Origin of the sequence: Bradyrhizobium viridifuturi (assembly GCF_001238275.1) — a bacterium.
GTDB lineage: Bacteria > Pseudomonadota > Alphaproteobacteria > Rhizobiales > Xanthobacteraceae > Bradyrhizobium > Bradyrhizobium viridifuturi.
Window position 1 is genome coordinate 78,475 of sequence record NZ_LGTB01000015.1, and the last position, 20,946, is coordinate 99,420.

At 65.9% G+C, this 20,946-nt stretch carries 22 protein-coding genes; 8 read left to right on the top strand and 14 right to left on the bottom strand.

Annotated elements, in window-relative coordinates:
• Positions 1 to 2: 2 nt before the first annotated feature.
• The 5 genes from ALC15_RS15625 to hslV all read right to left on the bottom strand — a co-directional run bounded on the left by ALC15_RS15625 (position 3) and on the right by hslV (position 4,272).
• Entirely contained in the window at positions 3 to 1,127 is a 1,125-nt protein-coding gene (locus ALC15_RS15625; RefSeq protein ID WP_050628001.1) for a hypothetical protein, read from the bottom strand.
• 158 nt (positions 1,128 to 1,285) lie between these two features.
• The gene (hslU, locus tag ALC15_RS15630) at positions 1,286 to 2,590 is read right to left on the bottom strand and encodes an ATP-dependent protease ATPase subunit HslU (RefSeq protein WP_050628002.1); all 1,305 of its coding nucleotides are present in this window, start codon (positions 2,588 to 2,590) and stop codon (positions 1,286 to 1,288) included.
• Positions 2,591 to 2,633: 43 nt separating this feature from the next.
• The gene (locus ALC15_RS15635) at positions 2,634 to 3,230 is read right to left on the bottom strand and encodes a DUF2585 domain-containing protein (RefSeq protein ID WP_050628003.1); all 597 of its coding nucleotides are present in this window, start codon (positions 3,228 to 3,230) and stop codon (positions 2,634 to 2,636) included.
• Entirely contained in the window at positions 3,227 to 3,712 is a 486-nt protein-coding gene (locus tag ALC15_RS15640; RefSeq protein ID WP_050628004.1) for a GNAT family N-acetyltransferase, read from the bottom strand. Before ALC15_RS15640 ends, ALC15_RS15635 begins: the two co-directional genes overlap by 4 nt.
• A 2-nt stretch (positions 3,713 to 3,714) precedes the next feature.
• Positions 3,715 to 4,272 (bottom strand): ATP-dependent protease subunit HslV, encoded by a 558-nt coding sequence (gene hslV, locus ALC15_RS15645; RefSeq protein WP_050628005.1) that lies wholly within the window; start codon positions 4,270 to 4,272, stop codon positions 3,715 to 3,717.
• Between the two features lie 184 nt (positions 4,273 to 4,456).
• Here hslV and hisB point away from each other — a divergent pair, with 184 nt between their 5' ends.
• From hisB to coaA, 7 genes are all read left to right on the top strand, one after another.
• Positions 4,457 to 5,050: an imidazoleglycerol-phosphate dehydratase HisB gene (gene hisB / locus ALC15_RS15650; protein WP_021078165.1), complete on the top strand. Its 594-nt coding sequence runs from the start codon at positions 4,457 to 4,459 to the stop codon at positions 5,048 to 5,050.
• Positions 5,051 to 5,137: 87 nt separating this feature from the next.
• Positions 5,138 to 5,668, top strand: coding sequence for a DUF2628 domain-containing protein (locus ALC15_RS15655; RefSeq protein WP_050628006.1), 531 nt, complete (start codon positions 5,138 to 5,140; stop codon positions 5,666 to 5,668).
• Positions 5,665 to 6,315 carry an imidazole glycerol phosphate synthase subunit HisH gene (hisH, locus tag ALC15_RS15660; RefSeq protein ID WP_050628007.1) on the top strand — a complete coding sequence of 217 codons (651 nt, stop codon included), beginning with the start codon at positions 5,665 to 5,667 and terminating at the stop codon, positions 6,313 to 6,315. Before ALC15_RS15655 ends, hisH begins: the two co-directional genes overlap by 4 nt.
• On the top strand, positions 6,312 to 7,043 hold the full coding sequence (gene hisA, locus ALC15_RS15665) for a 1-(5-phosphoribosyl)-5-[(5-phosphoribosylamino)methylideneamino]imidazole-4-carboxamide isomerase (protein ID WP_050628076.1): 732 nt from the start codon (positions 6,312 to 6,314) through the stop codon (positions 7,041 to 7,043). Before hisH ends, hisA begins: the two co-directional genes overlap by 4 nt.
• Positions 7,044 to 7,052: 9 nt before the next feature.
• Positions 7,053 to 7,829 (top strand): imidazole glycerol phosphate synthase subunit HisF, encoded by a 777-nt coding sequence (gene hisF, locus ALC15_RS15670; protein WP_050628008.1) that lies wholly within the window; start codon positions 7,053 to 7,055, stop codon positions 7,827 to 7,829.
• Between the two features lie 109 nt (positions 7,830 to 7,938).
• Positions 7,939 to 8,262 carry a phosphoribosyl-ATP diphosphatase gene (locus tag ALC15_RS15675; RefSeq protein WP_050628077.1) on the top strand — a complete coding sequence of 108 codons (324 nt, stop codon included), beginning with the start codon at positions 7,939 to 7,941 and terminating at the stop codon, positions 8,260 to 8,262.
• A 35-nt stretch (positions 8,263 to 8,297) separates the two neighbouring features.
• A complete protein-coding gene (gene coaA, locus ALC15_RS15680; protein ID WP_050628009.1) occupies positions 8,298 to 9,254 on the top strand; it encodes a type I pantothenate kinase in 957 nt (318 codons plus the stop codon).
• A gap of 188 nt (positions 9,255 to 9,442) precedes the next feature.
• Here coaA and ALC15_RS15685 read toward each other — a convergent pair whose 3' ends face one another.
• The 7 genes from ALC15_RS15685 to rsmI form a co-directional block, all read right to left on the bottom strand.
• Entirely contained in the window at positions 9,443 to 11,692 is a 2,250-nt protein-coding gene (locus ALC15_RS15685) for a PAS domain-containing hybrid sensor histidine kinase/response regulator (protein WP_050628010.1), read from the bottom strand.
• 103 nt (positions 11,693 to 11,795) lie between these two features.
• Complete coding sequence (locus ALC15_RS15690) at positions 11,796 to 12,311, bottom strand: hypothetical protein (protein WP_050628011.1); 516 nt, start codon at positions 12,309 to 12,311, stop codon at positions 11,796 to 11,798.
• Positions 12,312 to 12,441: 130 nt separating this feature from the next.
• On the bottom strand, positions 12,442 to 13,980 hold the full coding sequence (locus tag ALC15_RS15695; protein WP_050628012.1) for a YifB family Mg chelatase-like AAA ATPase: 1,539 nt from the start codon (positions 13,978 to 13,980) through the stop codon (positions 12,442 to 12,444).
• A 106-nt stretch (positions 13,981 to 14,086) separates the two neighbouring features.
• The gene (locus tag ALC15_RS15700; protein WP_050628013.1) at positions 14,087 to 15,058 is read right to left on the bottom strand and encodes an MBL fold metallo-hydrolase; all 972 of its coding nucleotides are present in this window, start codon (positions 15,056 to 15,058) and stop codon (positions 14,087 to 14,089) included.
• 188 nt (positions 15,059 to 15,246) lie between these two features.
• Positions 15,247 to 16,194 carry a glutathione synthase gene (gshB, locus tag ALC15_RS15705; RefSeq protein ID WP_050628014.1) on the bottom strand — a complete coding sequence of 316 codons (948 nt, stop codon included), beginning with the start codon at positions 16,192 to 16,194 and terminating at the stop codon, positions 15,247 to 15,249.
• 30 nt (positions 16,195 to 16,224) lie between these two features.
• Positions 16,225 to 16,608 (bottom strand): YraN family protein, encoded by a 384-nt coding sequence (locus tag ALC15_RS15710; RefSeq protein WP_050628015.1) that lies wholly within the window; start codon positions 16,606 to 16,608, stop codon positions 16,225 to 16,227.
• Positions 16,595 to 17,548: a 16S rRNA (cytidine(1402)-2'-O)-methyltransferase gene (rsmI, locus tag ALC15_RS15715; RefSeq protein WP_050628016.1), complete on the bottom strand. Its 954-nt coding sequence runs from the start codon at positions 17,546 to 17,548 to the stop codon at positions 16,595 to 16,597. The genes ALC15_RS15710 and rsmI overlap by 14 nt, the downstream gene beginning before the upstream one ends.
• 320 nt (positions 17,549 to 17,868) lie before the next feature.
• On the opposite strand from rsmI, the gene ALC15_RS15720 reads away from it, so the two are divergent.
• Positions 17,869 to 19,071: a penicillin-binding protein activator gene (locus tag ALC15_RS15720; RefSeq protein ID WP_050628017.1), complete on the top strand. Its 1,203-nt coding sequence runs from the start codon at positions 17,869 to 17,871 to the stop codon at positions 19,069 to 19,071.
• A gap of 91 nt (positions 19,072 to 19,162) precedes the next feature.
• Here ALC15_RS15720 and hemW read toward each other — a convergent pair whose 3' ends face one another.
• Both hemW and rdgB read right to left on the bottom strand, forming a co-directional pair.
• The gene (gene hemW / locus ALC15_RS15725; RefSeq protein ID WP_050628018.1) at positions 19,163 to 20,320 is read right to left on the bottom strand and encodes a radical SAM family heme chaperone HemW; all 1,158 of its coding nucleotides are present in this window, start codon (positions 20,318 to 20,320) and stop codon (positions 19,163 to 19,165) included.
• Positions 20,307 to 20,942: an RdgB/HAM1 family non-canonical purine NTP pyrophosphatase gene (gene rdgB, locus ALC15_RS15730; protein WP_050628019.1), complete on the bottom strand. Its 636-nt coding sequence runs from the start codon at positions 20,940 to 20,942 to the stop codon at positions 20,307 to 20,309. The genes hemW and rdgB overlap by 14 nt, the downstream gene beginning before the upstream one ends.
• Positions 20,943 to 20,946 lie beyond the last annotated feature (4 nt).

Here is a 20,946-nt window from a genome sequence, read left to right on the forward strand (position 1 = left end):
ACCTAAAAGGGTCTGACGATCCCGACGCGTGGGATCAGCGTGACGATCCAGCCGAGGACCGTTGTTTTGCGGTCGTCCGCGGGGATCACAGGCACATCCTTCGACGCCGGCAGCATTTTTACCGCGTGCAGCATCAGGAACATGCAGACCGCCCAGTTCGAGATCCAGCGCGAATAGTCGAACACGGTCACGAACATCACGCCATAGCCGGCGCTGATCAGGACGAGCGCGGCGAGCACGATGCGGCGATGCAGTTCGCTGGCGAGCGCTTCGATCAATCGCGCGAAATACTGCCACAGCGGCGTGTGCAGCCAGATCAGCAGCGCGAACACCGGCACGCCCAGGATGTTCGAGGGCATCCGCGCCCAGGTGTCGGCGAACTCCTTCGACAGCGGCTGGTACCAGATGTAGCCGAACTGAAGCAGATCGGTGCGGGAGGGATCGGCCATCCGGCCTTGCAGGTGACGGATGAATTCGTCATAGGGCACGTCGACGGTGCCTTCGAACTGCGCGACCAGGAACAGGATGCCGACCGCGGCGAGCGCCGCAAGCCCGACAGCGATGTTTCGCGGTGTCGCGCCCTGCATCAGATAGAAGCGCAGCACCACGATCGCGGCGATCGCCGGCACATACATCAGGACGAAGATGTGATGAACCAGGATCAGCGCGATCGAGAACGTTGCTGCAATCAGCACGTACATGACCGAGCGCGCCGGGATCAGCAGCAGCACGATCGTCAACGCACAGCCATAGATGTCGAAATGGCCGAGCGTGTGCATGAAATTCTTCAGGAAGAACGGCGATCCCGCGATGAAGACGAACAGCGGCCAATGCGCATCGTCGAAGCCGAACGTCCGCTGAAAAAGTCTGACGAACAGCCCGAGCGTCAGCAGCCAGATCGCGCCGGCCAGCGCGAACACCAGCCACACCGGCACCTTGTCGGTGAACAGCGATACGATCGCACCGACCAGCGCGCGCTTGGTGAAGCCGTAGTGATAGTCGACCAGCAGATGGATGTAGGGGACGAAGGGCGGCAGCGCGATCTTGTGCAGGAACACCCCGGCCAGCACGGCCGCGTTGACGGCCAGCATCAGGCGCCAGGGGTTTTGCCACGTTCGCAGAATCATTGATTGCCCACTGTCGTCGTCTCGGGCAAGCGAAGCGCGACCCGGGACCATAACCACCGAACGTAGTTCTAGAAGGAATGTGGGCCCGAGTCTTCGTCACCGCGGGCTGTGGGGGTTATGGGTCCCGGCTTTCGCCGGGACGACTGCGGGGCGGGCGCCTACAAAATAAACCGGCTGAGATCGGCGTTCTTCGCGAGATCGCCGACATGCTTGGTGACGTAGTCGGCGTCGACCTGGATGGTCTCGCCGTGACGATCGGGCGCGGTGAAGGAGATGTCGTCGAGCACCCGCTCCATCACGGTCTGCAGCCGGCGCGCGCCGATATTCTCGACCGTGGAGTTCACGGCGACCGCGACATCGGCGAGCGCGTCGATCGCACCGTCGGTGATGTCGAGGGTGACGCCCTCGGTCTTCATCAGCGCGACGTATTGCTTGATCAGCGACGCCTCCGGCTCGGTCAGGATCCGGCGCATGTCGTCGCGGGTCAGTGCCTGCAATTCGACGCGGATCGGCAGGCGGCCCTGCAACTCCGGCAGCAGGTCCGACGGCTTGGCGATATGGAAGGCGCCCGACGCGATGAACAGGATGTGGTCGGTCTTGACTGCGCCGTGCTTGGTCGAGACCGTGGTGCCCTCGATCAGCGGCAGCAGGTCGCGCTGCACGCCCTCGCGCGAGACATCGCCGCCGGCGCGGTTCTCGCGCACGCAGATCTTGTCGATCTCGTCGAGGAACACGATGCCGTTGTTCTCGACCGCGTTGATCGCCTCCTGCACCAGCTGGTCGGTGTCGAGCAGCTTGTCGGATTCCTCGTTGACGAGGATTTCGTGCGAGCCCTCCACGGTCAGGCGGCGGGTCTTGCTGCGTCCGCCCATCTTGCCGAAGATGTCGCCGAGCGAGATCGCGCCCATCTGGGCGCCGGGCATGCCGGGGATCTCGAACATCGGCATGCCGCTGCCCGACGACTGGGTCTCGATCTCGATTTCCTTGTCGTTGAGCTCGCCGGCGCGCAGCTTCTTGCGGAACGATTCACGCGTCGCCGGGCTCGATCCGGGGCCGACCAGCGCATCCAGCACGCGCTCCTCGGCGGCGAGCTGGGCACGGGCCTGGACGTCCTTGCGCTTGCGCTCACGGGTCTGCGCGATCGCGACCTCGACGAGGTCGCGGACGATCTGTTCGACGTCGCGGCCGACATAGCCGACCTCGGTGAACTTGGTGGCCTCGACCTTGAGGAACGGCGCTCCTGCGAGCTTGGCCAGCCGCCGCGCGATCTCGGTCTTGCCGACGCCGGTCGGCCCGATCATCAGGATGTTCTTGGGCAGAACCTCCTCGCGCAGGGAACCAGCCAGCTGCAGCCGCCGCCAGCGGTTGCGCAAGGCGATCGAGACGGCGCGCTTGGCGTCGGCCTGGCCGACGATGAAACGGTCAAGTTCAGAAACGATTTCGCGGGGGGAGAAGTCGGTCATGGGCTCTAGCTAGGTTGAAATCGCGCTCTCGGCAAGCGGCCGCCTAAAGGATGGGTGGCCCGGCCTGCCACTGCCTGATCGCCTCGAACGGGTGGATCAGCATGATGATGTTCAGGGTCAGATTGTCGCGAATGTGGAGCAGCATCACGATTTCGAACACGACGCCGAGCGCGACGGTTGCGGCGATCGGCAGCCTGCGCGCCAACAGGAAGCCGAGAACCATTGCGAGCGTGTCCGACACCGAATTGACGATGGTGTCGCCGTAATAGTCGAGCGAGATCGTGCCGGCGCGGTAGCGCTCGATGATCCAGTTGGAGTTCTCGACGAGCTCCCAGCTGCCCTCGATCAGCATCGCGACGATCAGTCGCCCCGGCCAGGCGAGCCGCGGCAGCAATAGGAACGTCAGACCATAGAACAGCAGGCCGTGCACAACGTGCGACAGCGTGTACCAGTCGGCGATGTGCTGCGAGTTCTCCGAGCTCTGAACCGTGCCGTGCCAGAGCTTGACATAGCCGCAGGCGCAGATCGGCAAGCGGCCCATCGCATAGAGCAGTGCCGCCTGCAATGCGAGCAGTGCAGCGGCGATCGCAAGCCATTGCCACGCTGAAACGCCGGCGTCGGGTTTTGGCGCGACCGTCATGCGTCGCGGACCATCAGCAGCGCCGGGCCATCAGGCGTATCGATCATGCGGACCTTCTGAAAGCCGGCCTTCTCATAGGCACGGATCGCGCGGGGATTGTCCGGATTGGGATCAATGACGATGCGCGGCACGCCTTGCGCGACGAGCTCCTCGACGAAGGCGCGGATCAGCGCCGAACCGTGACCGCCTGTCATCATGCTGGGCTCGCCGATGAAGAGATCGATGCCGCGGGTGCCGGCCGGATGTGCGCCGAAACCGGCATTCCACGCCGTCAGTGCGTAGCACTGGATATAGCCGATATCGCCCTCGTCGGTCGCGGCGATGAACTGGTCCATCGCCGGCTCGTCGAGGTCGCCGCTGACCAGCGCGTACTGCTCCGCCGGATCGCCCCACCATTCCCGGACATGCGGCAGCGACAGCCACTGCTTGATCTGCGGCAGGTCGGCTGGCGTCATCGGGCGGAAATGGTAGCGGCCGGCCATGCTCAGCCGCCGATCGTCTCGATCGTCACGTTGCGGTTGGTGTAGACGCAGATATCGGCGGCGATATCCAGCGCGCGGCGGACGATGGTCTCGGCGTCCTTGTCGGTATCGACCAGTGCGCGGGCTGCGGCGAGGGCGTAATTGCCGCCGGAACCGATCGCCATCACCCCGGATTCGGGCTCGAGCACGTCGCCGGTGCCGGTCAGCACCAGGGAGACGTCCTTGTCGGCCACGATCATCATGGCCTCCAGCCGGCGCAGATAGCGGTCGGTCCGCCAGTCCTTGGCGAGCTCGACGGTCGCCCGGGTCAGCTGCCCCGGATACTGCTCCAGCTTGCTTTCCAGCCGCTCGAACAGGGTGAAGGCGTCGGCCGTGGCGCCGGCAAAGCCACCGATCACGTCGCCCTTGCCGATCCGGCGGACCTTCTTGGCGTTGGCCTTGATCACGGTCTGGCCAATCGAGACCTGCCCGTCGCCGCCGATCACCACCTTGCCGCCCTTGCGGACGGTGCAGATCGTGGTGCCATGCCAGACCGGCAGCTCATTTTGGGATGCTTGCATAGGTTACCTCTCTTCCGGGCAGATTTAGGCGGTCGGGCAGGGGGTTACAATCGGGGCCGATTTAGCAAGGATTTCCGGTCACCATGGCCTGAAGTTGGGTCATTTCGAGGTCATCCCGCAGTAGCGAAGGTGACATCAGCCTGTTAAAAGACCGGCGTTTTCGGCACGGGAAAGCTTAATCTTCATGCGCACCGCAACCATCAAGCGCAAGACCAAGGAGACCGACATCGAGGTGACGGTCAACCTCGACGGGGCAGGCGTATCCACGGTTTCGACCGGGATCGGCTTCTTCGACCATATGCTCGATCTCCTCGCCCGGCATTCGCGCATCGACATCACGGTGAAGGCGGATGGCGATCTCCATGTCGATTACCACCACACCACCGAAGACGTCGGGATCGCGCTCGGCCAGGCCGTCAAGCAGGCGCTCGGCAACATGGCCGGCATCACCCGCTACGCCTCGATCCACATGCCGATGGACGAGACGCTGTCGCGCGTCGTGATCGATATTTCCGGCCGTCCGGTGCTCGTCTTCAAGGTCGAGTTCCCGCGCGACAAGATCGGCGAGTTCGACACCGAGCTGGTGCGCGAATGGTTCAACGCCTTCGCGATGAACGCCGGCGTGACTCTCCACGTCGAGACCCTATATGGCGAGAACAGCCATCATATCTCCGAATCCTGTTTCAAGGGTTTGGCGAGGGCGCTCCGGACCGCGGTTGCGATCGATCCGCGGGCCCAGGGCGAGGTGCCCTCGACAAAGGGTCAGCTCGGCGGTTGATCCCCGGGAGCATGATCCGGGGCACGGTGGCACCGGTTTCCCGGAGATCATGCGGTAAGTAAGAGTCCATCCTCGGCGGAGCGTTCGATGCCGGTCTACACAGTGCATGCCCCCGTGGCCAACGGCGCCGATCTCGCGGCGACCGACAAGTTCGTCTTCGTGCGCGACGGCTTCCATGTCTGGGCCGCGGTCGCGGGTGCGCTCTGGCTCGCCTGGAACAGGCTCTGGCTGGCGCTGATCGGCTGGCTCGTCCTCACCTTCGCGATCGATTTTGCGCTGGCCAAGCTCGGTATCGGCCGCGGCGCGATCCTGCTCGTCGACCTGGTGTTGATGGTGCTGATCGGGCTGGAGGCCGCAACCTTGCAACGCTGGACGCTGTCGCGGCGCAAATGGCGCCAGCTCGACGTCGTGGTCGCCGACAATGTGGATGCCGCCGAGCGCCGCTTCTTCGAGCGCTGGACCGCGCGGCATCGCGGCGTCCTCAACGACCAGCGCTCGGTCGATCGCGGCGGCCCGCCGCCGACCCGGGACGTGCCGGGCCAGTCATTCTCAAAACCCCCGCCGATGCCGCAGGGCGGCATCATCGGATTGTTTCCAGAGCCAGGAGGATCGCGATGACCGTTGCAATCATCGATTACGGCTCCGGCAATCTGCATTCGGCGGCAAAGGCCTTCGAGCGCGCCGCGCGCAGCATGGAGGATCCGCAAGCCATCAAGGTGACGCGCGATCCCGATGCGGTGTATCGCGCGGACCGCATTGTGCTGCCCGGCGTCGGTGCATTTGCCGATTGCCGCCGCGGCGTCGATGCGGTCGACGGCATGCTGGAAGCGCTGACCGAGGCGGTGCGGGTCAAGGCGCGGCCGTTCTTCGGCATCTGCGTCGGCATGCAGCTGATGGCGACGCGCGGCAAGGAGCACGTGATTACCGAGGGCTTCAACTGGATCGGCGGCGATGTCGTCAAGATCGAGCCGCGCGACGAGAACCTGAAGGTCCCGCACATGGGCTGGAATACGCTCGACATGGTGCGCGAGCACCCGGTGCTGGAGCGGCTGCCGCTCGGACCGAAGGGGCGTCACGCCTATTTCGTGCACTCCTACCACCTCAACGCCGCCAACGAGGCGGACGTGCTGGCGCGCGCCGACTATGGCGGGCCGGTCACCGCGATCGTGGCCAAGGACACCGCGATCGGTACCCAGTTTCACCCCGAGAAGAGCCAGCGCTTCGGCCTCGCTTTGATCTCCAATTTCTTGAAGTGGAAGCCGTGATCCTCTTTCCAGCGGTTGATCTGAAGAACGGCCAGTGCGTGCGCCTGGAGCAGGGCGACATGGCGCGCGCCACCGTGTTCAATCTCGATCCGGCGGCGCAGGCCAAGAGCTTCGCCGCGCAGGGCTTCGAATATCTCCACGTCGTCGATCTCGACGGCGCGTTCGCCGGCAAGCCGATGAACGCCCATGCGGTGGAGGCGATGCTGAAGGCCGTCAAGATGCCGGTGCAGCTCGGCGGCGGCATTCGCGACCTCAAGACCATCGAGGCCTGGCTCGACAAGGGCATCACGCGCGTGATCATCGGCACCGCCGCGGTGCGCGATCCCGAGCTCGTGAAGGGCGCGGCGAGAAAATTCCCCGGCCGCGTCGCGGTGGGCCTCGATGCGCGCGACGGCAAGGTCGCGGTCGAGGGCTGGGCCGAGACCTCGCATGTGACCGCGCTCGAAATCGCGCAGCGATTCGAGGATGCCGGCGTCGCCGCGATCATCTTCACCGACATCGCGCGTGACGGCCTGCTCAAGGGCCTCAACCTCGATGCGACCATCGCGCTCGCCGACCGGATCTCGATTCCGGTGATCGCCTCCGGCGGCTTCGCCTCGATCGACGACGTCAAGGCGCTGCTTGAGCCTCGTGCTAGGAAACTTGCCGGTGCCATCGTCGGCCGGGCTCTGTACGACGGACGGCTCGATCCGGCGGCTGCCCTCAAGCTGATCCGCAGCGCGGCCTAGGAGGAGACCATGTTCAAGGTTCGCGTGATCCCCTGCCTCGACGTCAAGGACGGGCGTGTGGTCAAGGGCGTCAACTTCGTCGATCTGCGCGATGCCGGTGATCCGGTCGAGGCCGCGATCGCCTATGACGCCGCCGGTGCCGACGAGCTCACCTTCCTCGACATCACCGCCACCCATGAAAACCGCGGCATCATGCTGGATGTGGTGCGGCGAACGGCGGAGGCCTGCTTCATGCCGCTGACGGTCGGCGGCGGTGTCCGCACCGTCGACGACATCAAGACCCTGCTGCGCTCCGGCGCCGACAAGGTCTCGATCAACTCGGCGGCGGTCAGCCGGCGTGAGTTCGTCAAGGAAGCCGCCGAGAAGTACGGCGAGCAATGCATCGTGGTCGCGATCGATGCCAAGCGGGTCAAGCGCGCCGGCGGCTCGGACCGCTGGGAGATCTTCACCCATGGTGGGCGTAATGCCACCGGGATCGATGCCATCGAATATGCCCAGGAAGTCGTCGCGCTCGGCGCCGGCGAGATCCTGCTGACCTCGATGGACCGGGACGGCACGCGGCAGGGCTTTGACCTGCCGCTGACCCGGGCGATCGCGGACAGTGTCCCCGTACCGGTCGTCGCGTCCGGCGGCGTCGGCAATCTCGATCACCTGGTCGATGGCGTCCGCGAGGGTCACGCCACCGGTGTGCTGGCCGCGTCGATCTTCCACTTCGGGGAATTCACCATCCGCCAGGCCAAGGATCACATGGTGCGCGCCGGCCTGCCGATGCGGCTCGATCCCTAGCGCGTGGTCCGGAAACAGAGTGATCTGGGACTCCTTGTCACAAAAATGCTAAGTCCCCAGTTAGGGATGGCACCCTGGCGGTGCCGGTGCGCATGCTTGAGTTGAGTTGATGTCGCGTTTCACGGTTCACGATCTGGCCGCCACCATCGACGCCCGCGCTGCAACGGGTGGCGAGGCGTCCTATACCCGCAAGCTGCTCGACAAGGGCGCCGAGCACTGCGCCAAGAAATTGGGCGAGGAAGCGGTCGAGACCGTGATCGCCGCAGTCGAGAATGACCGCGATCATCTCATCGCGGAAAGTGCCGATCTCGTGTTTCACCTGCTGGTTCTGTTGAAATCACGCGGCGTGAAGCTGGAGGATGTCGAGGCCGCGCTGGAGAAGCGCACCACGATGTCGGGACTGCAAGAGAAGGCGTCGCGCAAGCGCGACTAGCGCAAATGATCGAGCGCATTGAGAGGGGCGGCCTCATGGACATCCGGGCACCAGATCAGCAGTACAACCCCTACCGCATCTTCACGCGCCAGCAATGGTCGCATCTGCGCGACGATACGCCGATGACGCTGGAGCCCGGCGAATTCGACCGCCTGCGCTCGATGCACGACCGCCTCGATCTGCAGGAGGTCGAGGACATCTACCTGCCGCTGTCGCGATTGCTCTCGATCTATGTCGATGCGACCCAGCGTCTGTACTATTCGCAGCGCCAGTTCCTCAACATCCGCGACCGCAAGATGCCTTATATCGTCGGCGTCGCCGGCTCGGTCGCGGTCGGCAAGTCGACCACCGCCCGCGTGCTGCAGGCGCTGCTGGCGCGCTGGTCGCCGCGGCCGAAGGTCGATTTGATTACGACCGATGGTTTCCTGTTTCCCAATGCCGTGCTCGAGCGGCAGGGCATCATGCAGAAGAAGGGCTTTCCCGAGAGCTACGACCTGCCGACGCTGCTGTCGTTCCTCAGCGACATCAAGGCGGGACGGCGCCGGGTGCGGGCGCCGGTCTATTCGCATCTGACCTACGACATCGTGCCGAACAAATGGGTCGAAATCGACCAGCCCGACATCCTGATCGTCGAGGGCGTCAACGTGCTGCAGACCGGCCGGCTGCCGCGCGACGGCAAGGCGGTGCCGTTCGTGTCCGACTTCTTCGACTTCTCGGTTTATATCGACGCCGACGAGGCCGTGCTGCGGGAGTGGTACATCAAGCGCTTCCTGGCGCTGCGCGACACCGCATTCACCGATCCCCGTTCCTACTTCCACCGCTATGCGCTGCTGTCGGACGATGAGGCGACCGCAACCGCGATCGCGATCTGGGAACGCACCAACCTCGCCAATCTCGAGGACAACATCCTGCCCACCCGCCCGCGCGCGACCCTGATCCTGAAGAAGGGCGCGGATCATGTGGTGCAGTCGGTCGCGCTGCGGCGGCTGTAGTTATCAGCGACTCTGGCGAACCACATCACAGCTGTCGTCCCTGCCTGGTGCGCAATTGCGCACGGGAGCAGGGACCCATAACCACCGATGCTGGTTTTGCGACGCGCTGTGGCCACAGCCTGCGAACCGCAAACGGCTGTGGTTATGGGTCCCCGCGTTCGCGGGGACGACACCGAGTTTGTGTCGACCTACGCCGCGATATGCCGCCCGGCGGCGAGGCCCGCGAGCGCTTCTTCCAGCTTCTCGCGGTCGAGCGGCTTGATCAGGAAGCCGTCCATGCCGGCTTCGAAGCAGGCGTGGCGGTCCTCCACCAGCGTATTCGCCGTCAGCGCCAGGATCGGGGTCCGGCGTCCGGACTGGCCTGCTTCATGGCTGCGAATCTGCTTGGTGGTCTCGATGCCGTTGAGGCGCGGCATCTGGATGTCCATCAGTACGAGATCATAGGGCGTGCCGGCCGATGTCGCCGACAGCCAGGATTCCATCGCCTGCTCGCCATTGGTGGTGATGACCACGTTGTGGCCGAGCCGGGTGAGCAGCGAGCGCATCAGGAGCGCGTTGATTTCATTGTCTTCCGCAACCAGGATCGAGAGCCCCTTGCCTGGCGGCGCGGCCGCCGGCGCGGTAGTGGTGGGCTCGGCAATTGCCTCTATCACGAGGCTTGGCGCGGCGATCTCGGGTGATGCGGTCAGGCGCGCGGCGAGCGACGACGCGCGCAGCGGCTTGACCAGGTAGCCAGTGAACATCGCCGTCTCGGAGGCCGCGAGGTCCTGCCGGGTCGACGGCGTGACCATCACGATGCGATGGGTGGCGTGGATGCGGGCAGCTTCGGCGAACGCCTCCATCGCCTCTGTGCCGAGCGTGTGGTCGATCAAGACGCTGTGCCAGCTTCGCTCCGGCAGCAATGCCGTGGCGACATCGGCATCCGACACGATGCAGGTCTGCGCGCCCCAGCGCTGCAGCCGCCGCGAGATCAGCGAAGCCTCGATGCTGTGCGGCGCGACCAGCATGATCGACTGGCCGGCGAGGTCGGGCGCGGTGAAGCCGTTGGCCTCGCCGGTGTCGGCGGCCATGAGCGGGATCGACACCTCGAAGGTCGAGCCCGAACCGGGCGTGCTTGCGAGCGTGATGCGGCCGCCCATACGCCTGACGATGCGGTCGCTGATCGAAAGGCCGAGGCCGGTGCCGCCATAGCTGCGTGCGATGCGATCGTCGGCCTGCTCGAACTCCCGGAAGATGCGCTGCTGCGCCTCCGGTGCGATGCCGATCCCGGTATCGCGAACCAGGAAGCTGATCTCGTTCGGCCAGATGCCGGGCTCGACGATCAGCGCCACGCCGCCGGTCGCGGTAAACTTGATGGCGTTGCCGGCGAGATTGAGCAGCACCTGGCGCAGCCGCGCGGCGTCGCCGCTCACCTGCATCGGCAGCCGCTCGTCGACATAGGCCGCGATCTCGATGCCCTTGGTCTGCGCGCGCGGCGCCAGCAGCTCGGTGATGTCCTCGATCAGGCCGGACAGCGCAAAAGGGCGGTGTTCGAGATCGATCTTGCCGGCTTCGATCTTGGAATAGTCGAGCAGCTCCTCGATCAGCGCCATCAGCGCGTCGCCGGATGTCTTGACCGCCTTGACGTAGGTCATCTGCTCCGGCGTCAGCTGGGTGTCCATCAACAGGCCGCTCATGCCGATGATGCCGTTCAGCGGCGTCCGGATCTCGTGGCTTGCCATCGCGAGGAAGCGCGACTTGGCGCGGTTGGCGGCGTCGGCCTGATCGCGCGCCTCGGTCAGCGCGCGCTCGCTCTCGGTGCGGTCGGTGACGTCGCGGCCGACGCTCTGCATCTCCGCCGGCGCACCGGCATCGTTGCGCACGAGGCCCTCGCGCCAGGCGATCCAGCGCGGCCCGTGCGGTCCCTCGATCTTCTGGTCGTAGACCCGCGTGCCGTTGGATTCGAGCGCGGTATCGCCTTGCTCGAGCACCTTGAGCGTGGCGGTGCCGCCGATCAGTTCGCTGCGGGAAATCTGCGCCAGCTCGCAATAGGCGTCGTTGGCGTAGGTGATCAGGCCGTCGAGGTCGCGCAGCACGATCAGATCGTCCTGTGCCTCGAACAGGGTGGAGGCGCGCTGCTCGGCTTCCTGCAGTTCCCAGTTGCGGTCGGCCATTGCCTCGTTGTGCATGGCGATGGTGCGCAGCCGTCTGCGCATCAGCCGCAGCCGGATGCCGAGCGTCACGATCCAGAGACAGGCCAGCGCGAACAGGAAGCTGACCCCGATCGCGAATGCGTTGGGATCGTAGCCGCTGTGCGGCGAGAGGGCGCCGGAGATGAACCCGAAGGCGCTGCCGAACGTGACCGAGAAGATCGTGAAGGAGCGGACGATCGTCGCGAGCCAGGAGTGGCGCCGCAGGAAGCGGCGAAGGCGTAACTTGATCCGGAAGAAACGCCCCATCAATGGTGGTCCTGAGAGTGCCCGATCTGGTGATGAGGATGCGTCGGCGACCTTGCAAACTGCTTGAAATTGGTGGCGGTTTCGCGCTGCCCTCGGAACAGGGTTAGCGCGAGGTTAACTCCGCCATGATCCGGCGCGAAAGGTGCCGCTCAGGCGCGAGCGATGCCGCCTCAAGGTGGCGGGGGCCGCGGGCGCTGACGATCAGGGCCGCGGCATCGCGCGCGGAGAACGTCTTCGACTGCACGTAGACGCGGTAATCGAACGGGCCGTCGTGGGAAAGATAGATCACCGGACCGGTTGCGGTCGGCTCGCTGGAAATCGCGACGAGCTGCGGCACCGCATTGCTTTCGCACGCGCCGGCCTCGGCATCGTCGATGTCGTCGATCACCGTGAAGTCGGCGGCATCGGCGCTGTCGGCGATCCGGACCCGGACGGTCGCAAGGCTGGGGTCGTCGGTGAAGCTGACGCGAAGCTGGGCCTGCCAGGGTAGTGGTGCGATCTGCATCGTGGCACCGCCCACCTCGATGCAGGGCCGGGGACCCGGCAGCAGCTCAGCGCGGGCAAATACCGCGGCCGCGGCAAGGGGGACCACCGAGGCCAGAATCTTCATACGCAACATGACACAACCCACTCGACCCAAGCGTGCCGCGGACCGCGGTGCTTATGGTTTGCGGAGCGTAAATGAGAGTGGTTACCGTCGTGTTGACGCGCGCGATTCCGCCACGAATTGAAACAGGCTCAGGTTGGCGTCACGCGGCGCGGCGCAGATCGTCGGCCAATGCACGATAGGACAGCGCTTCGGCGAGATGCAGCCGGCCGATCGTGTCAGCGCCGTCGAGATCGGCGAGCGTGCGCGCCACCCGCAGCACGCGGTGATAGCCGCGCGCGGTGAGGTGCATGGTGTCGGCCGCCTCGCGCAGCAGCTTCTGGCCGTGCGCATCGGGCTGCGCGATGGTCTCGAGCAGCGAGCTCGGCGCTTCCGCATTGGTGCGGACCTGCGGCATGCCGGCCGCTGCATAACGCGCGAGCTGGATGTCGCGTGCCGCCGCGACGCGCGCGGCTACCTCGGCCGAGCCCTCCGCCGGCGGCGGCAGGATCAGGTCCGCCGCAGTCACGGCGGGCACTTCGATCCGCAGATCGATGCGATCCATCAGCGGGCCGGAGATCCGCATCTGGTAGTCGGCGGTGCAGCGGTCGATCCGGCCGCGCTTGCAGGAATAGCCGGGCTCGTAGGCGTGGCCGCAGCGGCACGGGTTCATCGCCGCGACCAGCATGAAGCGCGCCGGATAGGTGACGCGATGGTTGGCCCGGCTCACCGAGACCTCGCCATTCTCCAGCGGCTGGCGCAGCGAATCGAGCACGCGCGGATCGAACTCCGGCAATTCGTCGAGGAACAGCACGCCCTGATGCGCGAGCGAAATCTCGCCCGGCTTGGCGCGCATGCCGCCGCCGGTCAGCGCGGCCATGCTCGCGGAATGATGCGGGCTGCGGAACGGGCGTCGCGCGGTCAGCGCGCCGTCGCGGATCTCGCCGGCCACCGAGGCGATCATCGAGACTTCGAGCAATTCGGACGGCGACAGCGGCGGCAGGATCGAGGGCAGCCGCGCCGCCAGCATCGACTTGCCGGCGCCGGGCGAACCCATCATCAGCAGATGATGCCCGCCGGCGGCCGCGATCTCGAGCGCGCGCTTGGCGCTCTCCTGGCCCTTGATGTCGCGCAAATCGAGCAGCGCTTCCTCGCGCTCATGCACCTTGGGCTGCGGACGCGACAGCAGCTGCGTGCCCTTGAAGTGATTGGCGATCTGGATCAGCGAGTGCGCCGCGATGATCTGGATGTCCGGGCTCGCCCAGGCGGCTTCCGAGCCGCAGGCGGCCGGACAGATCAGCCCCTCGTCGCGCGAATTGGCGCCGATCGCAGCCGGCAGCACGCCCGCCACCGGAGCAATCGAGCCGTCGAGGCCCAACTCGCCGAGCACGGTGAAGCCGCTCAACGCATCCGGCGGGATTGCGCCGATCGCCGCCATCAGGCCGAGCGCAATCGGCAGGTCGTAATGGCTGCCCTCCTTGGGCAGGTCGGCCGGTGCGAGGTTGACGGTGATGCGGCGGGCGGGCAGCGCCAGCCCTGAGGCGATCAGCGCCGAACGGACCCGTTCGCGCGCCTCAGACACCGCTTTGTCGGGCAGGCCGACGATCGCAAACGCCGGCAATCCCGGCGCGACCTGCACCTGCACGTCGACCGCGCGGGCCTCAATCCCCTCGAACGCGACGGTGGAAACCCGCTGGACCATGCTGCCCCTATCTTCCGCCACCCAAGGTAGCGGAGCGGGCTGCCCAGCGCAAGAACATTAAGAGAACATCCGGGGGCGACGGGCGCCGTCCCCGGATGGGCAACCGTCACAGCGTCATCTGCATCGGCTCGGGATAATAGTGGAAGCCCTCGCCGGCCTTGGCGACGTGGCCGTAGCCCGGCCAGGCGAAGTGATAGGACATGACCGGCGTCTTGTTGGCGGCCAGCATCTCCAGCAGCTTGACCCGCGAGGCCGCCGCCTGCTTCGGATCGGTGTCGTAGGAGAACTCCATCCGCGGCCGCTCCAGGAGCAGCACCGCGTGATGCGAGAGGTCGCCGAGGAAGGCGAACGACTTGCCGCCTGAGCTCACCATGAAGATGGTGTGGCCCACGGTGTGGCCGGGCGCTGCGATCGCCGTCACGCCGGGCAGGAATTCCTGGCCGTCCTTGAAGAACACGATGCGGTCGCGCACCGGCAGCAGGTTCTTGCGGGCGTGCACGACGAAGTCCTTCAGCGGACTGCCCATCTTGCCTTCGTCGGTCCAGAAATCGAGATCGCTCTGCGCGATGTAGTATTGCGCATTCGGGAACAGCGGCTTGTCGTCGGCGCCGACGATGCCGCCGATATGATCGATATGCGCATGCGACAGCACGACGGCGTCGATGTCTTCCGGCTTGATGCCGGCTTCCTGCATGCTCTTCTGCTGCCGGCCGGTGGTCGGGCCGAACGCCTTCGAGGTGCCCATGCCGGTATCGAACAGGATCAGCTTGTCGCCGGTGTTGACGATCGGCGAATTCTGCTCGAGCACGACATTGTCGGGCGAGAGGAAATTGTCGGAGAGCATCTTCTTCACTTCTTCCTTCGGCACGCCGGTGAATGTGCCGGAGGGATCGCCGAGCGGAAGCGGACCGTCGGAGACGACGGTGACTTCGGCATCGCCGAGCACGAAGCGGTGCCAATAGGGAGTCTGCGTGCCGAGCTTCGGCGCGCGCGCCTGTGCAGTGCCGCCGAGAAGTGTGCTGGCGCCGAGACCGGCACCGAGCGCGAGCAAGGATCGTCGTGAGACATTGAGCGTCATAACGTCTTCCTCCACAATTTTTTGAGATTTTCGCGTTGTTGCCCGCGTTGGCCCGCCGCTTGACCTGACACAGGCAAGAGGATGCTGCCCGCGCCTGCGCAAGCTGGCAAGAAGAATAAGGAGAACGCAGGCGCGACAAAGCGCTGGCTAAAATTCAGCCAGCATGTGCAACGCACAAGGGACAAGGATTATTTCGCGGCGCGCTTCTTCTCGATGGTATCCCAGATCATCGCTGCGACATCGGGGCCATTGAGCCGCTGGATGGCGCGGATGCCGGTCGGCGAGGTGACGTTGATCTCGGTCAGATTGCCGTCGATCACGTCGATGCCGACGAACAGCAGGCCGCGCTCGCGCAGCGCGGGTCCGAGCGTGGCGCAGATTTCGCGCTCGCGATCCGACAGCTCGGTCGCCTTGGCCGCGCCGCCGCGCACCATGTTGGAGCGCAGATCGTCCGCCGCCGGCACGCGGTTGACCGCGCCGGCGAATTCACCGTCGACCAGGATGATGCGCTTGTCGCCATGCTTCACCTCGGGGAGGAAGCGCTGGATCACCCAGGGCTCCCTGAAGGTGACCGAGAACATGTCGAACAGCGAGCCGAAGTTCATGTCCTGCGGCATCACGCGGAACACCGCGGCGCCGCCATGGCCGTGCAACGGTTTCATGACGACGGCCCCGTGCTGGTCGCGGAACGCGTTGATCTCGTCGAGGTCGCGCGAGATCAGGGTCGGCGGCATCAGCTGCGGGAAATTCATCACGAACAGCTTTTCCGGCGCATTGCGCACGCTGGCCGGGTTGTTCACGACCAAGGTGTTCGGATGGATGCGCTCGAGGAAATGCGTCGAGGTGATGTAGGCGAGGTCGAACGGCGGATCCTGCCGCAGCAGCACGACGTCGAAGCCGTTGAGCGCCTCGCGCTTCGGCTCGCCCAGCGTGAAGTGATCGCCGACCTCGTCGCGCACAGTGAGCGGCTGCACCGGCGCCACCAGCTCCTCGCCGCGCAGCGACAGCTTGTCGGGCGTGTAGTAGGAAATGCCGTGGCCGCGTTTCTGGGCTTCGAGCAGCAGCGCAAAGGTCGAATCGCCGCGGATGTTGATGCGCGCGATGGGATCCATCTGGACGGCGATCTTCAATTTCATAGGCGTATCCCGAGTGGTCTGAGGGTAACTTTAAGGGCTTGCGTCGAATGCCGCTAACAGATGGCGCGGCAGGCTCCTCGGCGCAATCAGCACGGCGTCGAATCTGAGGTCAAATTCGGCATGCTCGGGATGCGCCATCAGCCAGGCTTGGGCGGCATTGACGATGCGCTGCTGCTGGCGCGGCGTTACCGCATAGGCGGCGTCGTCGAGGCTGGCCCGGGCCTTGACCTCGACGAAGGCGACGAGGTTACGCCGCCGCGCCACCAGATCGATCTCGCCATAGGGGGTGCGGAAGCGTTTCGCAAGGATGCGATAACCCTTGGCGATCAGGAGGGCCGCGGCGCGGCTTTCGGCCGACAGGCCGGTTCGGAATGCGGCGACGCGTTCGGGTGAGGCGCTGTCAGTCTTCGCCATCGCCGTCCCCGATGGTCTTGGCCAGCTCGAGCGCGCGGGCGTAGACCTCGCGGCGCGGCCGGCCCGACAGCTCGACCGCATGCGCGACCGCATCCTTGACGCTGCCGCGGGCAAGCTGCGCGCGCAGCAGGTCGTCGAGCGCGTTCTCATCCATCACCCCGGCATCGTCGGCCGGCGGGGCGATGACGAGCACGAACTCGCCGCGCGTCTCCAGCGCGTCCGCATTTACCGCAAGCTCGGCGACCGGCGCGCGCTTGACCTCCTCGTGCAGCTTGGTCAGCTCGCGGCAGATCGCGGCATCGCGATCACCCATGATCGCGGCGAGATCGCGCAGCGTGTCCTGTACGCGATTGCCGGATTCGAACATCACGAGCGTCGCATCGATCCGGGCGAGTTCGGTGAGCCGCGCGCGCCGCGCATGCTCTTTCGCCGGCAAGAAGCCCTCGAAGAAAAACCGGTCGGTCGGCAGCGCCGCAACCGACAGCGCCGTCAGCACCGATGACGGCCCGGGCACCGCGATGACGGCATGCCCGGCGGCGCAGACCTCGCGCACCAGCTTGAAGCCGGGGTCCGATATCAGCGGGGTCCCCGCATCGGACACCAGCGCGATCGAGGCGCCCTGCGCCAACCGCTCCAGGATCTTGGGCCGGGCCTGCGCGGCATTGTGCTCGTGGTAAAGCGCGAGCTCTGCGCTGATCGCGTAACGCTCAGTCAGCCGGCGCGTAATTCTTGTGTCCTCGCAGGCGATGACGTCGACCCCCGCCAGCGTCTCCAGCGCGCGCAGGGTGATGTCGGCGAGGTTTCCGATCGGGGTCGCAACCAGGTGAAGCCCGGGCCTGGCCTTTGGCGCGGCCAGCTGCTGGCCGCCGATCGAAAAGCTTCTGGCGGCAGCGCCGGTCGCGGCATCCGAATGGTGGAGGGAACTGGCTTTTGCGCGCATAATGGCAATCTAGAGCGTTTTCGAGCGAAGTGGATACCGGTTCGCATGAAGAAAACGCGTCAAACAAGAATCTGGAGCCCCGTTCCGATTCAATCGGAACGGAGTAGGCTCTAGATGGAGCGAAGCGCCAGCGCCACATCCGCAATGCTGTGGGTGGGACGGCTGCCAGTCGAGGAAATGGACGCCGCAGCACCGGCGCCACGAGGCCATAATCCTTTTGTTTTAGTTAACTATTCGCCGACAATATGCCCAAATCCACCCGCCTCATCAGAGGTCGATGGAGTCCTGGCCGATCCTGGTCGGCCAAGAGAAGAGAGACGATGGAAGGCCCGCATCACCGCAACTCCCAGCCGTCGGGCGCGACCCGGCGGACGGCGCTCGGCCTGCTCGTGGGCGCGCCGTTGCTCGCGGCCTGTTCCGGCATCCAGCAGAGCTTGAGCCAATTCTCCAGCAACCCGGAAGCCGGTCCCGCCGGCCCGCAGCAACAACCGCAGGCGGTCGGCACTGGGCAGGTCAAGATCGGATTGATCCTGCCGCTGTCGGCGTCCGGCAATGCCGGGCTTGCGGCGCAGTCGATGCGCAACGCCGCCGAAATGGCGCTGGCGGAATTCCAGAACCCGAACATCCAGCTCCTGATCAAGGACGACGGCGGCAGCCCGCAAGGCGCATCGCAGGGTGCCCAGCAGGCACTGTCGGAAGGCGCCGAGATCATCCTGGGACCGCTGTTCGCCGGCTCGGTGCCATCAGTCGCGCAACTGACGCGGCCGCGCGGAACCTCGGTGATCGCGTTCTCCACCGATTCGAGCGTCGCGGGGCACGGCGTCTATCTGCTGAGCTTCCTCCCGGAGTCCGACATCAACCGGATCGTCGATTACTCCGCCGGGATCGGAAAGCGCTCGTTCGCCGCGATGGTGCCGGACAACGCCTATGGCAACGTGGTCGAGGCCGCCTTCAAGCAGGCGGTCGGCCGCAAGAACGGCCGCGTCGTCGCCTTCGAGAAATATGGCGCCGATCGCGCGACGCCGGCGCGGACCGTGGCGCAGGCACTCGGCCAGGCCGATGCGCTGCTGATCGCCGACGACGGCGATTCGGTGGTCGCGACCGCCGATGCGCTGACCGCGGCGGGCGCTAATCTGCGCAACATCCAGCTGCTCGGCACCGGGCTGTGGGACAATCCCCGGGTGTTCGCGAGCCCCGTGTTGCAGGGCGGCCTCTACGCCGCACCCGATCCGTCGGGCTTCCGCAGCTTCGCCGGCCGCTATCGCACCAAATTCGGCGGTGAGCCGGTGCGCACCGCGACGCTTGCCTATGATGCGGTGGCATTGATGGCGGCGCTGGCGCGCACCCAAGGGGCACAGCGCTTCGCGCCGGAGACGCTGACCAATCCGTCCGGCTTTGCCGGCATCGACGGCCTGTTCCGCTTCCGCTCCGACGGCACCAATGAGCGCGGCCTTGCGGTCATGAAGGTGGCGTCCGGCGGCAGCACGCCGGTCGCGGGTTCGCCAAAGAGCTTTGGGGCCTAGTTTTCGTCAGGCGGTCGAGCTGACTTATCGAGCGCCGGCACCCGCCGGCTGCTTTGCATGGGGTTGTTTTCGATATTTTTGCAGCGGATGCCTAGGCAGCCAAGTCCGCGACCACGGCGTCGAGCACCGGGAATCCCGACTTGGTCACGCGCAGCCGTCCGTCGGCATCGACGGCGATCGCGCCTTCCTCGCGCAGCATCGCGATCCGGTGCGGATCGAGCTTTCGGCCCGAGAGCTGCGCATAACGCTTGGGATCGATGCCTTCGGCGAGCCGCAGCCCCATCAGCAGGAATTCGTCGGCGCGCTCTTCGCTGTTGAGGCTGTCATCGGTGACCACGCCATGGCCGCGTTCCTCGACATTCAGTAGCCAGGCCTCGGGACGCCGCTCGGTCGCGGTCGCGTGCCTGACGCCATCGATGTCGAGCCTTCCGTGGGCGCCGGGGCCGATGCCGGCATATTCCTCGCCGCGCCAATACACGAGGTTGTGCTTGCACTCGGCGCCGGCGCGGGCGTGGTTGGAGATCTCGTAGGCCGGCAATCCCTCGCGGGCGCAGACCTCCTGCGTCACGTCATACAGTGCGCGCGCGGTCGCTTCATCCGGGGTCTGCAATTTGCCCGCGGCATGCAGCCCGAAGAACGGCGTGCCTTCCTCGATCGTGAGCTGATAGAGCGACAGATGCTCGGCCGCTTCCGAGATCGCCTGCTTCAATTCATCGGCCCACATCCGCGGCGTCTGGTCGGGGCGGGCGTAGATCAGATCGAACGAGTAGCGGTCGAAGGCCGAGCGCGCGATCGCAACCGCATCGAGCGCCTCGCGCGCCGTATGCAGGCGGCCCAATGCCTTCAGCGACGCATCATCCAGCGCCTGCACCCCGAGCGAGACGCGGTTGACGCCGGCGGCACGATAGCCGCGAAAGCGCGTCGCCTCGACGCTGGTCGGATTGGCCTCGAGCGTGACCTCGGCATCGCGTGCGACCTGCCAGTGCTTGCCGATCGCATCGAGCACCGCGCCGACGGTCTGCGGCTGCATCAGCGACGGCGTGCCGCCGCCGAGGAAGATCGAAGTGACCTCGCGGCCCGGCACCCGTGCGGCCGTGGTCTCGATTTCGCGGGCGAACGCGCGGACGAAACGATCTTCGTCGACCGGCGCATGCCGGACGTGACTGTTGAAATCGCAATACGGGCACTTCGACAGGCAGAACGGCCAGTGCACGTAGACGCCGAAAGCTTCTCGGTCAGCGTGGCTCAAGGCAGATCTCCGCGAGCTTCACGAAGGCACGGGCGCGATGCGACAGGCCGAGCCCGAGCGGCGGCAGGCCGTGCTTCTCGATGCTGCTCATCTCGCCAAAGGTCCGCGTGTAACCATCGGGCAGGAAAGCCGGATCATAGCCGAAGCCGGCAGTGCCGCGCGGCGGCCAGACCAGGGTTCCATCGACCCGGGCCTCGACCTCTTCGAGGTGATCGTCGGGCCAGGCAACGCACAGCGCGGAGACGAAATGCGCCTTGCGCTTCTCTGGTGTGGTGGCGCCGCGCTCCTGCAGCAGCCGCTCGATCCGCGTCATCGCCGCCATGAAATCCTTGCCCTCGCCGGCCCAGCGCGCCGAGTAGATCCCCGGCGCGCCGTCGAGCGCGTCGACCACGAGGCCGGAATCGTCGGCGAAGGCCGGCAATCCGGTCGCCTTCGCCGCGGCGATCGCCTTGATCGCCGCATTGGCGCGAAAGCTGTCGCCGGTCTCCTCGGGCTCAGCCAGGTCGAGCTCACCGGCCGACACCGCTTCGACGCCGTGAGGCGCCAGCAGTTCCCGCATCTCGGCAAGCTTGCCGGGATTGTGGGTGGCGATGACGAGCCTTCCGGTGATTCGGCGATGCATGACC

What these genes read in the sequence shown, in the direction of transcription:
- ALC15_RS15625 (WP_050628001.1), bottom strand. Translation starts at nt 1,127, where the DNA reads ATGATTCTGCGAACGTGGCAAAACCCCTGGCGCCTGATGCTGGCCGTC.
- ALC15_RS15640 (WP_050628004.1), bottom strand. Translation starts at nt 3,712, where the DNA reads ATGGCCGGCCGCTACCATTTCCGCCCGATGACGCCAGCCGACCTGCCG.
- ALC15_RS15635 (WP_050628003.1), bottom strand. Translation starts at nt 3,230, where the DNA reads ATGACGGTCGCGCCAAAACCCGACGCCGGCGTTTCAGCGTGGCAATGG.
- ALC15_RS15695 (WP_050628012.1), bottom strand. Translation starts at nt 13,980, where the DNA reads ATGGTCCAGCGGGTTTCCACCGTCGCGTTCGAGGGGATTGAGGCCCGC.
- ALC15_RS15720 (WP_050628017.1), top strand. Translation starts at nt 17,869, where the DNA reads ATGGAAGGCCCGCATCACCGCAACTCCCAGCCGTCGGGCGCGACCCGG.
- ALC15_RS15690 (WP_050628011.1), bottom strand. Translation starts at nt 12,311, where the DNA reads ATGTTGCGTATGAAGATTCTGGCCTCGGTGGTCCCCCTTGCCGCGGCC.
- hisB (WP_021078165.1), top strand. Translation starts at nt 4,457, where the DNA reads ATGCGCACCGCAACCATCAAGCGCAAGACCAAGGAGACCGACATCGAG.
- hslV (WP_050628005.1), bottom strand. Translation starts at nt 4,272, where the DNA reads ATGCAAGCATCCCAAAATGAGCTGCCGGTCTGGCATGGCACCACGATC.
- ALC15_RS15685 (WP_050628010.1), bottom strand. Translation starts at nt 11,692, where the DNA reads ATGGGGCGTTTCTTCCGGATCAAGTTACGCCTTCGCCGCTTCCTGCGG.
- hisF (WP_050628008.1), top strand. Translation starts at nt 7,053, where the DNA reads ATGTTCAAGGTTCGCGTGATCCCCTGCCTCGACGTCAAGGACGGGCGT.
- coaA (WP_050628009.1), top strand. Translation starts at nt 8,298, where the DNA reads ATGGACATCCGGGCACCAGATCAGCAGTACAACCCCTACCGCATCTTC.
- rsmI (WP_050628016.1), bottom strand. Translation starts at nt 17,548, where the DNA reads ATGCGCGCAAAAGCCAGTTCCCTCCACCATTCGGATGCCGCGACCGGC.
- ALC15_RS15655 (WP_050628006.1), top strand. Translation starts at nt 5,138, where the DNA reads ATGCCGGTCTACACAGTGCATGCCCCCGTGGCCAACGGCGCCGATCTC.
- ALC15_RS15675 (WP_050628077.1), top strand. Translation starts at nt 7,939, where the DNA reads ATGTCGCGTTTCACGGTTCACGATCTGGCCGCCACCATCGACGCCCGC.
- rdgB (WP_050628019.1), bottom strand. Translation starts at nt 20,942, where the DNA reads ATGCATCGCCGAATCACCGGAAGGCTCGTCATCGCCACCCACAATCCC.
- ALC15_RS15710 (WP_050628015.1), bottom strand. Translation starts at nt 16,608, where the DNA reads ATGGCGAAGACTGACAGCGCCTCACCCGAACGCGTCGCCGCATTCCGA.
- hslU (WP_050628002.1), bottom strand. Translation starts at nt 2,590, where the DNA reads ATGACCGACTTCTCCCCCCGCGAAATCGTTTCTGAACTTGACCGTTTC.
- ALC15_RS15700 (WP_050628013.1), bottom strand. Translation starts at nt 15,058, where the DNA reads ATGACGCTCAATGTCTCACGACGATCCTTGCTCGCGCTCGGTGCCGGT.
- gshB (WP_050628014.1), bottom strand. Translation starts at nt 16,194, where the DNA reads ATGAAATTGAAGATCGCCGTCCAGATGGATCCCATCGCGCGCATCAAC.
- hisH (WP_050628007.1), top strand. Translation starts at nt 5,665, where the DNA reads ATGACCGTTGCAATCATCGATTACGGCTCCGGCAATCTGCATTCGGCG.